Below are 13448 nucleotides of genomic sequence, written 5' to 3'. Positions count from 1 at the left end.
GACCTTGACGACTGCCGCGAAAGCTTTCATCGAATCCGCTAATTTTTTCGCCTGAATTAGGAAAGTTTTGTAAAATAATACGAAAAAGGGACTGAGTTCAAAAAAGCACTTGCGTTTTTGGGGTTTTTGAGTTATTTTAGTATCAGTTGGAAATCAAATCCATATGCGAATGTAAAACAAGGGCGTTCTACAAAAAATATAGCTTTTTTAGCTACCTTTTTGAGAACTCCTTTTTCTTGTATTAGGATCTTTTTAGAATCCGGCGGGAAGGTCGCATCGCAAAATTCACAAATGGAAAGGAAGAAAGAAAATGGGAGAATATGTAAATCCAGCCAAAATTTTTGGCGAAAATGTATTCAATGACACTGTAATGCAGGAACGTCTTCCAAAAAATGTTTACAAGAAGCTGAAAAAGATCATCGAAGAAGGCGGTGAGCTGGATCTTGCTACTGCAGATACGATTGCACATGAGATGAAAGAATGGGCAATTGAAAAAGGAGCAACACACTATACACACTGGTTCCAGCCGCTGACCGGTGCAACTGCAGAAAAGCACGATTCTTTTATCACAGCACCGATGCCGAACGGCAAAGTACTGATGAGCTTCTCCGGTAAAGAGCTGATCAAAGGCGAGCCGGATGCATCTTCTTTCCCGTCCGGTGGACTGCGTGCTACCTTTGAGGCAAGAGGATATACAGCATGGGACTGCACCTCACCGGCTTTCGTTCGTCAGGACGCAGCAGGCGCAACCCTCTGCATTCCGACTGCATTCTGCTCCTACACAGGAGAGGCGCTTGACCAGAAAACACCGCTTCTTCGTTCCATGGAAGCTCTGAATGTACAGTCCCTGCGTCTGTTAAAACTGTTCGGAAACACCACTTCCAAGAAAGTAACTCCTTCCGTAGGACCGGAGCAGGAATACTTCCTGGTAGATGCAGAGAAATTCCTGCAGAGAAAAGACCTGATCTACACCGGACGTACCCTGTTTGGCGCAATGCCTCCAAAAGGACAGGAGATGGACGATCACTATTTCGGAACCATCCGTCAGAGAATTGCTTCCTTTATGAAGGATGTCAACATTGAGCTGTGGAAGATGGGTGTTACAGCAAAGACACAGCACAATGAGGTTGCACCGGCACAGCACGAGCTGGCTTCCATTTATTCCGAGGCAAACGTAGCAGTTGACAACAACCAGCTCGTTATGCAGACTTTAAAGAGAGTTGCATGCCAGCACGGACTGAAATGCCTGCTGCATGAGAAACCGTTCGCAGGTGTCAACGGTTCCGGTAAACACGACAACTGGTCCATCACCACAGATGACGGCATCAACCTTCTTGAGCCGGGCAAAACACCGCACGAGAACATTCAGTTCCTGCTCGTATTAAGCTGCGTTCTGAAAGCCGTTGATGTTCACGCAGATCTGCTTCGTGAGTCCGCAGCCGATCCGGGAAACGATCACAGACTGGGAGCTAACGAGGCGCCGCCAGCTATTATTTCTGTATTCCTTGGCGAGCAGCTGGAGGATGTTGTAGAGCAGCTCATCAGCACCGGAAATGCAACCAAGAGTAAAAAAGAGGGCGTTCTGGAGACTGGTGTTAAGACACTTCCGGATCTCAAGAAAGACGCTACCGACCGTAACAGAACCTCACCGTTCGCCTTCACCGGAAACAAATTCGAGTTCCGTATGGTTGGTTCCCGTGACTCCGTTGCAGCTCCGAACATCGTACTGAACACCATCGTTGCAGAAGCATTCCGCGATGCATGCGATGTACTAGAAGGCGCTGAAAACTTCGAGGACGCTGTCCATGATCTGATCAAGAAGAACTTAAGTGAGCATCAGAGAATCATCTTCAATGGCGACGGATATGCAGATGAGTGGTTAGCTGAGGCAGAGAGAAGAGGACTTCCGAACATCAAATCCATGGTGTACGCAATCCCGGCACTGACCACTGATACCGCAATCAAACTGTTCGGCGATTTCAAAGTATTCACCGAGGCAGAGCTGGTATCCCGTGCAGAAGTTAAATTCGAGAACTATGCAAAGACCATCAACATCGAAGCAAAGACCATGATCGACATGGCAAGCAAACAGATCATCCCGGCAGTCATCAAATATGCGACTTCCCTGGCTGGATCTATCAACACCATCACCGCAGCAGGTGTTACAGCAGTTGGTGTGCAGAAGAATCTGCTGAACGAGACAAGTGCACTGCTTGAGGAAACCCAGAAAGCACTCGACGAGCTGATCGCAATCGAGAATGCAGGATGCGAGATGGAAGACGGTGAAGCAAAAGCAAAATACTACTACGAGAAAGTTACTCCGGCTATGGAGGCACTCCGTGCACCGGTTGACAAACTGGAGATGATCGTAGACAAAGAGATGTGGCCGATGCCGTCTTACGGCGATCTGATGTTTGAGGTTTAATCCGCAGACGGTCCGATAAATTGTAAAAATTCTGTGAAAACAGGGCAGAAAAAGAGGCTGTTTTTGACAACAGCCTCTTTTTTTAGTATAATGAGGATTAGCTGTTGCCAGAAGAAAAGGGCGGACAGCGCTGCCGGAAGAAACGGCAGGAAAACATGGAGGAAACGCTTCTGGATTTCGAAGGAAAACAGAAGTATACAGAACAATGAATGCAGAACTGGAAATTTTAGGTGTGAAGCTGAAACATTACCGCGTCGATGCGGCAATGGAGATTGCAGAGGAATACCTCTCGAACGATAAGCTGAATACCATCGGGATTGTTACGATGCAGATGCTGATGCAGGCGAGCAAGGAACCGACGTGGAAACAGTATATCGAAGATCTGGATCTGACGGTCATCGGGGAAACCGAAGTGCTGGAGGCAGCAGGAATCGACCCGGAGACGCCGTCCTATGAGGAAGTGGAGACGAACGAGTTCATCGCCCGTTTTTTCTGGGGACTGATTCAGAAAAAAAGCCGGATTTTCGTACTGGGCGACACTGAAGAAGAACTGCAGACACTGCAGAAATATCTGACAGAAACGTATCCCGGCATTGAGATCGGAGGCGGTGCTGTTGTCGAGACGCTGGAGGAATCCGCGTTTGACAGCCTGGTCAACGAGATCAACAGCCAGACGACGGACGTGATTGTGAGCGGCCTTGCAGGAACGCGGCAGGATCGTTTCGTTCTGGAAAACAGCAGCAAAATCAGCGCGAAAATCTGGCTGAGCCTTGGCGAACACTCAACACTGCAGAACGAGGCCGGTATAAAAACGAGCTGGTGGGGAACTCTGCTAAAGAAGAATACGTTCAAGTGGATGGTAACAAAATATAACAGCGAAAAGGACGGTTGAAGTTCATGAACTGGATACGGAACAAACAGCAGTGGAGAGATTATCTGCTGATTACGCTGGGAACCGCGGTCATGGCGGTTGCGACCAGCTCGATTTACGACCCGGCGGGGCTTGTTACCGGAGGATTTTCCGGTCTTGCAATCGTCATCAAACAACTGAGCCAGATGCTGTTCGGAAAAGGAGTTCCGCTCTGGGTGACGAACCTTGTGCTGAACATTCCGCTCTTTCTGTTCGGAATCCGTATGAGCCGCGATTTTCTGGTGAAAACCATCTTCGGAACACTGATGAATACGTTCTGGATTGCCGTTCTCCCGGTGCTGCAGCTGGTGCCGGATGACAGGATGCTTTCCGCACTGTTCGGCGGCGTTCTGATGGGAGCAGGCATCGGCCTCGTCTTCATCGGAAACGGTACGACGGGCGGAACGGATATGATGGCGGCTCTGATCCAGAGAAAGCTGCGCCACTATTCCGTTGCACAGGTTATGCAGGTGCTTGATGGAATCATCGTCATCGCCGGTATTTTTGTCTTCGGTATCCACGCTTCGCTCTATGCGATCGTGGCAATCTACGTGACGACGAAAATGACGGATGCCCTGATGGAAGGTATGAATTATGCGAAATCCGCGTTTATCATTACCGCGCATCCGGAGCAGGTAGCCGATGAGCTCATGAAAGAACTCGACCGCGGCGCGTCCGGCATCCACATCAAGGGAATGTACACGGGCGAAGAGCGTATGATGGTATTCTGTGTTGTGGGCAAAAAACAGATCCCGCAGCTCAAACAGATCGTAGGAACGATCGATCCGGACGCGTTTGTCGTTGTGTCGGATGCAAGAGAGGTCTTAGGAGAGGGCTTCCAGACGGATTTCTCCTGACCTTTTTACGTATTTTGTGGTATAAATGTTGTGTTTTCTCTTCCTTTTTTGTCTATTTTGTATTAAAATAAGTATATCTGTGAGGTACTTTGCATCAGGCGCAGAACCATGGGGGTGTGGATATGCCTGGCAATGAAAGCGGGTGCAGCCGGAGACAAACTATAGGATGAAAGAGGGAAGAAAATATGATTTCAAATCAGATTTTACAGAGTACCATTGAGGGAATCAAAAACATTTCGCGTGTCGAACTCTGCGTGACTGATATAGAAGGAAAAGTTCTGGTAACAACTTTTCCGGAGGTTGAGATCAGCCAAAATGATATTGTAACGTTTGCGCAGTCTCAGGCAGATTCCCAGACCATGAAAAATTATCAGTTTTTTAAAGTATACGATGAACACCAGCTGGAGTACATTCTGGTTGTAAAAGGCGGAAACGATGACATTCACCTGATCGGGAAAATGGTTACCTTCCAGATTCAGGGCCTCCTTACCGCCTACAAGGAGCGCTTCGATAAAGACAACTTTATCAAGAACCTGCTGCTCGACAACCTGCTGCTGGTCGACATCTACAACAGGGCGAAGAAGTTACATATTGAAGTGGAAGCACGCCGCCTTGTATTTATTCTTGAGACAAATCCGGATAAGAACAGCGGGGCGCTGGAAAGCGTCAAGAGTCTGCTCGGTACCAAATCCGGTGACTTTATCACTGCAGTTGATGAGAAAAACATCATCATCGTAAAAGAACTTGCTCCAGGTGAGGATTATGCCCAGATGAACAAAGTGGCAGCCACCATTCTGGAAGCAGCAGGAAGAGATGAGGAGGGGAAAACCCACGTTGCTTACGGTACCATTGTCAAGGAGATCAAAGAAGTATCGCGTTCCTATAAAGAAGCCAGAATGGCGATGGACGTCGGAAAAATTTTCTCCGCTGAGAATGATATCTATGCATACAGCTCACTGGGCATCGGCCGTCTGATTTACCAGCTTCCGATCCCACTGTGCAAAATGTTCATCAAAGAGATTTTCGGCAACAAATCGCCGGATGACTTTGATGAAGAGACACTGACAACGATCAATAAATTCTTTGAAAATTCTCTGAATGTCTCGGAAACCTCGAGACAGCTTTATATACACCGAAATACCCTTGTCTATCGGCTGGATAAGCTGCAGAAGAGCACGGGACTCGATCTTAGAGTTTTTGAAGATGCGATCACATTCAAGATTGCGCTTATGGTTGTGCAGTACATGAAATACATGGAAACGCTCGATTATTAAGCGAGAACCCTTGAAGGAGGAATTGCATGATAACATTGGATAGTGTAAGTAAGAGTTACGCGAAAGGCCAGCCGGCCGTCAACAACGTATCCTTACACATCGAGAAGGGGGAATTCGTCTTTATCGTGGGAAACAGCGGTTCTGGAAAATCGACGCTGATCAAGCTCCTTTTGAAAGAACTCGAGCCCACATCCGGTACCATTAAGGTAAACGGACAGATCTTAAATAAAATGAAACGCTGGAGAGTGCCGAAATACCGCCGCGGTGTCGGCGTCGTATTCCAGGATTTCCGCCTTTTAAAAGACCGGAATGTCTATGAAAACGTAGCATTCGCACAGCGTGTCATCGAGAAACCGAACCGCGTCATCAAAAAGCGCGTGCCGGAAGTCCTGACGCTGGTCGGACTGGCAGAGAAGTACAAATCCTTCCCGAAGGAGCTTTCCGGAGGAGAGCAGCAGCGAGTTGCCGTGGCAAGAGCCATTGTCAACCGGCCTGACATTCTTCTGGCGGACGAGCCGACCGGAAACCTGGACCCGGGAAACTCCATGGAGATTATGAAGCTCCTGGAGGAAATCAACAACAGAGGAACGACCGTTCTTGTGGTAACCCACAACCGTGAGATCGTCAACTCCATGAAAAAACGCGTTATTACCATGCGAAAAGGCGTGGTAGTCAGCGATGAGAAGGAGGGCGAGTACCATGAGGTTTAGTACACTGGGCTACAGCATCAAACAGGGTGTCAAAAACATCTGGAGAAACAAGATGTTCTCGCTGGCATCCATCGCAACCATGGGAGCCTGTATCTTTCTGTTCGGTATCTTCTTTGCGGTTGTCATCAACTTTAACTACATCGTAAAAAATGCCGAGACAGACGTATCCATGACCGTCTTCTTCAACGAAGATGTGGATCAGGCGACGATCGATGAGATCGGAACGGAGATCAAGGCCAAGACCGATGTGGTCAAGGAATGTAAGTATGTTTCCGCGGATGAGACGTGGGAAAACTTTGCAAAACAGTATTTCGAAGGAAAAGAGGAATACAAGGACGGCTTTAAGCCAAACGACAACCCGCTCGCAACTTCTGCTCACTACGAGGTTTACGTATACCAGGTAGAGACGCAGGATGCACTGGCTGAGTATATCCGCTCGCTGGACGGTGTCCGTGAGGTTAAACAGGCCGAGGGCGCAACAACAACGTTGACGACGATGAACCGTGTCATTGGCTACGTTTCCATCGCGATCATCCTGATTCTTCTTGCCGTATCTGTTTTCCTGATCAGCAATACCGTCACGATCGGTATTTCGGTCCGGAAAGAGGAGATCGGTATCATGAAGCTGATCGGTGCGACGAACCTGTTTGTAAGGGCTCCGTTCCTGATCGAGGGTATCCTGATCGGTCTTGTCGGAGCAGCGATTCCGCTGGGGCTGCTGTACGTTGTATACAACAGAGTCATCAGCTACGTTATGACGGAGTTCAGCGTACTGTCGAACTTTATGGCATTCATGCCGGTATCGGCCGTCTTCCGGATTCTGCTTCCAGTCGGACTCATTCTCGGTATGGGAATCGGTCTTGTCGGCAGTATCTTTACGATTCGAAAACACTTGAAAGTCTGATAGGATTAGACAATATAATGAAGTAAAAATAAGTCCCGGAATCCGTCAAAAGATTCCGGGATCTTTCGATTGGGAGGCATATTTTGGAAGAACTGATGAAGGAAGAAAAAGAGGGCGTAAAAGCGGCAGAGCAGGAAAAACCGAAAAAGCGCAGAAACAGAAAGAAAAACCGAAAAAATGAGATGCGGAAGAGCTACTTTGCGGGCATGATTTCGATGCTGGCGATTGTAATGATCGTGCTTGTCGGAACAACGTTTCTCTGGCCGGGAAGCAGTGCGGACCACCCCGGCGGCTTCTGGTCGTGGCGGAAGACGGCGGCGATCAAAGCGATGATCAGCCAGCTTTACGCGGGCGATGTGGATGACACAGAGCTGTCGGATGCGATGTATAAAGGGATGATCAGCGGCCTCGGCGACAAGTATTCTACGTATTACACGAAAGAGGAATACGAAGCGATCAAGACAGCGCAGGAGGGTTACTATCAGGGCATCGGTGTTACGGTGACGCTGGACGGCGATAAGCTGCAGGTCACCGGCGTACAGGACGATACCCCGGCGGCGAAGGCCGGTATTCAGGCGGATGACCGCATTGTGAAGATTGACGGGCAGACACTCGAAGGCTTAAGCCTCAACGATGCGGTCGGTCTTCTGAAAAACAGCGAGAACGATACCGTGACGCTTTCCATCGAGCGGGAAGGCGAGGCGGATCTGATTGAAACGGAAGTCACAAAAGAGAAGCTTGCGGCGATTGTGGCAGACGGTAAAATGCTGGACGACAAGATCGGCTATCTGGCCATCAGCGAGTTTACAGGGCTTACCTCCGAGCAGTTCCAGAAAGCATACCAGTCACTGCAGGATCAGGGCATGGAGCGCCTGATCATCGACCTGCGCGGCAATCCGGGCGGCCTTGTGACGGCAGTCTGCGACACCCTGCGCCAGATCCTGCCGGAGGGACTCATCGTGTATACCGAGGATAAAAATGGAAAACGGGAAGAGTATACCTGCGACGGCGATACCCCGATCTCGATTCCACTCGTCGTGCTGGTCAATGAAAATACGGCAAGTGCGGCAGAAATCTTCACGGGAGCAGTCAAAGATTACGGCATCGGAACGATTGTCGGAACGACGACATTCGGAAAAGGCATTGTCCAGAATACATTCCAGCTCTCGGACGGCAGCGTGGTGAAACTGACGATTGCCCATTATTACACGCCGCTCGGAAACGACATCCACAAGGTCGGCATTACGCCGGATGTCGAGGTGGAGCTGCCGGATGACGCGACGAGCGATGTGCAGCTCGAAAAAGCGTTGGAAGTTGTCAAAGGACTGGAAAGTGCGGAATAAAATAAGAATTTTCACAGAAAAGCAGGAAAAAGGTAGGAAAAAAAGCACGAACGTGTTATCTTAGTAGAGGAGCCGAAAACAGATCTTGGCAGGCTCTAAAAGAAAGTGAGGAAAGACAGATGAACTTTACAGAAAGAAGAAAACAGGTTTTTGATAAAATGGACCAGGATTCCGCACTGCTTTTGTTTTCCGGAATCGAGCTGCATGTCAGCGCAGACGAATATCTGCCGTTTGAAGCAAACCGCAACTTTTTCTATCTGACCGGCCTTCGCAGAGATCACATGATCCTGATGATGAAAAAGACCGCAAAAGAGGAGAAATCCATTCTGTTTATCGAGGAAGCGGATCTGAACCAGGAGAGATGGTTTGGAAGAAAAGTAACCGTATCCGAGGCACAGGAGATTACCGGAATCGACGACGTTCGTTTCCTGGATTCCTTTGAGGGTATGGTAAACCGTCTGATGGCACGCGAAGACATCGGAACACTGTATTTCGACTGCTACCGCTATCAGTTCGAGGATCTGCCGGACTACAACATGGTAAAGGCAGAGGAGTTTGCAAAGAAATTCCCGGGCAGACCGATCAAAGACATTGCGCCTGTCATCGCGGCACTGCGTATGCAGAAGGATGCGGATGAGATCGCACTTGTCCGCCAGGCAATCAAAATCACGGATGATGCGCTGAAATTTGTAATGAAAAACCTGAAACCGGGCTGCACCGAGTATCAGGCACAGGCTGATTTCGAGTACAAGATTTTCCACGAGGGAGCAGACGGAACCGCATTCCCGACGATCGCAGGAAGCGGTGCAAACGGAACGATGCTGCACTACGACACCAACCGTGACGTGTGCGAGGATGAGACCCTGCTTCTGATGGACCTCGGAGCAAAATTCCAGGGCTACTGCGCAGATATCACCAGAACGTATCCAGTCAACGGAAAATATACGGACCGTCAGAGACAGGTTTACGACGTTGTTCTGGCAGCAAACCGCGCCGTTGCAAAAGCAGCAAAACCGGGTATGACATTAAAAGAGCTCGATGATATCGCAAAAGATGTTCTCGGCGAGGGCTGTGTGAAACTTGGCCTGATCGAGAAGAAAGAGGATGTTGGAATCTATTACATGCACGGCGTTTCCCATCACCTCGGCATCGATGTACACGATGTGACCGCGGCATGGAACGACAAGCTGCGTCCAGGCGCCATCATCACCGATGAGCCGGGTCTTTATATTGACGAGTGGGAGATCGGAATCCGGATCGAGGATGATATCCTGATTACAGAGGACGGATGCGAGGTTCTTTCCGAGAATCTGATGCGTGATCCAGATCAGATTGAAGCCTTTATGCAGGAAAAAGAGGCGTAAGAAAAAAACTACGGAGGATTTAGTTAGATGAAAATTGCAGTTACATACGATAACGGGAATATTTTCCAGCATTTTGGAAAAACAGAGAATTTTAAGGTTTACGAAGTAGAAGACAATCAGGTGGTTTCCAGCGAAGTGATCGGATCCAACGGAACCGGCCACGGCGCACTGGCAGGCCTTCTTTCCGAGCAGGGCGTGGATGTTCTGATCTGCGGCGGCATCGGCGGCGGTGCACAGGCTGCTCTTGCCGAGGCAGGCGTAGAGCTCTGCTCCGGAGCAGAGGGAGATGTGGATGCAGCGGTGGAAGCTTACTTAAACGGAACGCTCACATCTGCGGGTGCAACCTGCGATCACCACGATCACGAGGAAGGCCATTCCTGCGGCGGCCACTGCGGAAGCCATGAGGAAGAGGAGAGCTCCTGCGGCGGTTCCTGCGGAACCTGCGGCGGCGGATGCGGTGCACCGACTCCGGTTATGGAAGGTAAGAATGTCGGAAAAACCTGCCGTACCCACTACAGAGGAACCTTCAACGATGGAACCCAGTTTGATTCTTCCTACGACCGCGGCGAACCGCTCGAGTTCATCTGCGGTGTGGGCCAGATGATCCGCGGCTTCGATGCAGCCGTTGCAGAGATGGAAGTCGGCGAAAAAGTCAACATCCATCTGATGCCGGAGGAGGCTTACGGAATGCCGGATCCGAACGCAATTTTCACCGTTGCGATCGCACAGCTTCCGGGAGCAGAGGAAGTAGAGGTCGGACAGCAGGTTTATCTGCAGAACCAGTACGGCCAGCCGTTCCCGGTAAAAGTTACCGCAAAAGACGAGACCAATATCACGTTTGATGCCAACCATGAGATGGCTGGAAAAGAGCTGAATTTTGAGATTGAGCTGGTTGAAGTGAAATAAAAAAATGCATAAAAAAGAGTGTCAGGACGAAGGAGCCAGGCACTCTTTTTTGATGCGCAGAAAAATCAACGATTCCCATTTCCGATTTCCGTTATTTTTTGTAAAAGTAAACAAAAAATGACCAAAATTCATTTTTTACCATTTCAAATATTGACTAATAGTCATTTAAGTTGTAAGATGTGGTACTAGAAAAACAAGTTAAAAATGAATCAGAGGAGATGAATGAAAATGGTTAAAGTTGGCAAATGGATTGCCAAGCACAGGATTCTGATGCTGATCATTGGATTTCTGCTGATTATTCCGTCAGTCATCGGAATGGCAGCAACGAAAGTAAACTATGATCTGCTCAGCTATCTGCCGGAGCATCTGGAAACTGTAAAAGGACAGGACATTCTGGTAGATGAATACGGCATGGGTGCGTTCTCCATGGTTGTCGTGGAAAACATGGAAATGAAGGACGTACAGAAACTCGAAGAAAAATTCGAGCAGGTAAACCACGTAAAAGAAGTTTTATGGTATGACGATGTGGCAGACATCAGCGTGCCGGTTGAGATGATCCCGGAAAAACTCCGGAAAGCATTCTACAATGGGGATGCAACCATGATGCTCGTTCTGTTCGACAATACGACTTCTTCCGATGACTCCATGGAGGCAATCGAGGATCTTCGTAAAATTGCGAACGAGCAGTGCTTCATCGGCGGTATGACCGGTGTTGTTACCGATATCAAAAACGTAGCATTAAAAGAGCTGCCGGTTTACGTTGTCATCGCCGCAGTTTTGAGCCTCGTTGTCATCGAGCTGACATCGACTTCCTTCGTTGTTCCGATCCTGTTCCTGTTAAGTATCGGACTTGCAATCCTTTACAACCTGGGAAGCAACGTGTTCCTTGGTGAGACTTCCTACATCACAAAAGCGCTGACCGCCGTGCTGCAGCTTGGTGTTACGATGGACTACTCCATCTTCCTGCTGAACAGCTTCGAGGAGAATAAAAAGCGTTTCCCGGATGACAAAGAGCGTGCGATGGGCCATGCAATCGCCAACACGTTCAAATCCGTAGCCGGAAGCTCCGTTACCACCGTAGCCGGTTTCCTGGCACTGTGTGTTATGACCTTTGCCCTTGGCCGCGACCTTGGTATCGTTATGGCAAAAGGTGTTTTGATCGGCGTTGTCTGCTGTGTCACCGTCCTGCCGGCCATGGTTCTGGTATTTGACAAGGCAATTGAGAAAACGAGACACAAACCGCTGGTAAAAAGCCTGGATAAACCGTCCGCCTTTATCACCAAACATTATAAAGTATGGGTTGTGATCTTCCTGGTTCTGCTGTTCCCGTCGATCTACGGAAACAATCATACCCAGATTTATTACAACATCGCACGTTCCCTTCCATCTACCCTGGACTGCAACGTGGCAAACGATGAAGTAAAAGCGCAGTTTGACGTAAGCAACATGCATATTGTGATGATGGATCGCGATATGGATTCCAAACAGAAAAAGAAAATGATGGAGGAGATCGGCAACGTAAAAGGTGTCAAATCGACCATCAGCATGAGTTCCCTGCTTGGACCGACGATTCCGGAATCCATGATCCCGGAAAATCTCCGAAGCATGCTGCAGAGCGATGAGTATGAGCTTGCATTTGTGAGCTCTGAATATGAGTCCGCAACAGATGAAGTAAACGAACAGGTCAAAGCGATTGACAAAATCGTAAAATCCTACGATAAAGATGGAATGGTCATCGGTGAAGCACCGTTGATGAAAGACCTGCAGGATGTTACCGATGCTGACCTTGTCAACGTAAACGTGCTTTCCATTGGTGCAATCTTTATCATCATTCTGCTGATCTTCAAATCGATTTCTCTGCCGATTATTCTGGTAGCAGTCATCGAGTTTGCAATTATGCTGAATATGGCAATCCCGTATTATCAGGGAACCAGCCTTCCATTCGTGGCCAGCATCGTAATCGGAGCGATTCAGCTCGGTGCAACCGTGGACTACGCTATCCTGATGACAACCCGTTATCAGAAAGAGCGCCAGAATGGAAAAGACAAAAAAGAAGCTATCAGTATTGCGCATAAGACCAGTATGCCGTCCATCATCAGCAGTGGCCTGAGTTTCTTTGCCGCAACCTTCGGTGTAGCCTGCTACTCTCAGGTTGAGATGATCGGTTCCATCTGTACCCTGCTTGCGCGGGGCGCGATCATCAGTATGGTCGTTGTTATCCTGATTCTGCCGGCAATGTTTATGATTTTCGATAAACTGATCTGTAAGACATCGATTGGATTTTTAAAGAAGAAAACAAAATAAAGTATGACAAATCCCCTGTACCGGAAGTAGCTGGTGCGGGGGAATTTTTTTGCTTTGCGTTCAAATTTCTGATGTGACGGATAAGATTCTGCCACGGATTGAAGACTGGAAGAACCGGCCACTGGACGAGGTCTATCCTATTCTCCACATCGATGCAATCCATTATTCTGTAAGGGATAATGGCGTGATCCGAAAGCTTGCTGCTTATCCAATGCGTCGTAAAACCCCTTGCTGTGGGGAGTGTCAAATGGAAGAAGTATACCGGAAAAGAAGAAGGATAATATGGAAAATCTGAAAAGATAAAAACTACTCTTTATGAAGCGTATTCTCATAGTGACAGATCACTGGATGATATCCTGGCGTTTATTGAAAACTGCGCGTCGCATTCTCGTTACTTCAGTGATGAGTTAGACGCGCAAAATTTGCACCAAAAAAAGGAACAAATGTTTGA

At 48.5% G+C, this 13448-nt stretch carries 10 protein-coding genes and 1 pseudogene; all 11 read left to right on the top strand.

The window, feature by feature from the left end:
- The first annotated feature begins 310 nt into the window (after window positions 1-310).
- Window positions 311-2425 carry a glutamine synthetase III family protein gene (locus DWX00_RS15285; protein WP_118595664.1) on the top strand — a complete coding sequence of 705 codons (2115 nt, stop codon included), beginning with the start codon at window positions 311-313 and terminating at the stop codon, window positions 2423-2425.
- Window positions 2426-2630: 205 nt separating this feature from the next.
- Entirely contained in the window at window positions 2631-3317 is a 687-nt protein-coding gene (locus DWX00_RS15280; RefSeq protein ID WP_117761414.1) for a WecB/TagA/CpsF family glycosyltransferase, read from the top strand.
- Window positions 3318-3322: 5 nt separating this feature from the next.
- Complete coding sequence (locus DWX00_RS15275) at window positions 3323-4192, top strand: YitT family protein (RefSeq protein WP_117510478.1); 870 nt, start codon at window positions 3323-3325, stop codon at window positions 4190-4192.
- Window positions 4193-4377: 185 nt separating this feature from the next.
- Window positions 4378-5466: a PucR family transcriptional regulator gene (locus DWX00_RS15270; protein WP_118595663.1), complete on the top strand. Its 1089-nt coding sequence runs from the start codon at window positions 4378-4380 to the stop codon at window positions 5464-5466.
- Between the two features lie 26 nt (window positions 5467-5492).
- Window positions 5493-6176 carry a cell division ATP-binding protein FtsE gene (gene ftsE, locus DWX00_RS15265; protein WP_022461638.1) on the top strand — a complete coding sequence of 228 codons (684 nt, stop codon included), beginning with the start codon at window positions 5493-5495 and terminating at the stop codon, window positions 6174-6176.
- Window positions 6166-7080 carry a permease-like cell division protein FtsX gene (gene ftsX / locus DWX00_RS15260; RefSeq protein ID WP_022461639.1) on the top strand — a complete coding sequence of 305 codons (915 nt, stop codon included), beginning with the start codon at window positions 6166-6168 and terminating at the stop codon, window positions 7078-7080. Before ftsE ends, ftsX begins: the two co-directional genes overlap by 11 nt.
- Window positions 7081-7163: 83 nt before the next feature.
- The gene (locus tag DWX00_RS15255; RefSeq protein WP_055220738.1) at window positions 7164-8423 is read left to right on the top strand and encodes a S41 family peptidase; all 1260 of its coding nucleotides are present in this window, start codon (window positions 7164-7166) and stop codon (window positions 8421-8423) included.
- A gap of 119 nt (window positions 8424-8542) precedes the next feature.
- Window positions 8543-9787 carry an aminopeptidase P N-terminal domain-containing protein gene (locus tag DWX00_RS15250; RefSeq protein ID WP_118595662.1) on the top strand — a complete coding sequence of 415 codons (1245 nt, stop codon included), beginning with the start codon at window positions 8543-8545 and terminating at the stop codon, window positions 9785-9787.
- A gap of 27 nt (window positions 9788-9814) precedes the next feature.
- Window positions 9815-10693: a NifB/NifX family molybdenum-iron cluster-binding protein gene (locus DWX00_RS15245; protein WP_055220733.1), complete on the top strand. Its 879-nt coding sequence runs from the start codon at window positions 9815-9817 to the stop codon at window positions 10691-10693.
- A gap of 228 nt (window positions 10694-10921) precedes the next feature.
- A complete protein-coding gene (locus DWX00_RS15240) occupies window positions 10922-12997 on the top strand; it encodes an efflux RND transporter permease subunit (protein ID WP_118595661.1) in 2076 nt (691 codons plus the stop codon).
- Between the two features lie 64 nt (window positions 12998-13061).
- Window positions 13062-13205 (top strand): annotated as a pseudogene (locus DWX00_RS15235) (transposase); the annotation flags it as partial.
- Window positions 13206-13448: the final 243 nt, after the last annotated feature.

The organism is Blautia sp. AF17-9LB (genome assembly GCF_003479185.1).
Classification (GTDB): domain Bacteria; phylum Bacillota; class Clostridia; order Lachnospirales; family Lachnospiraceae; genus Fusicatenibacter; species Fusicatenibacter saccharivorans.
This window is presented reverse-complemented; position numbering and strand designations above follow the sequence as displayed.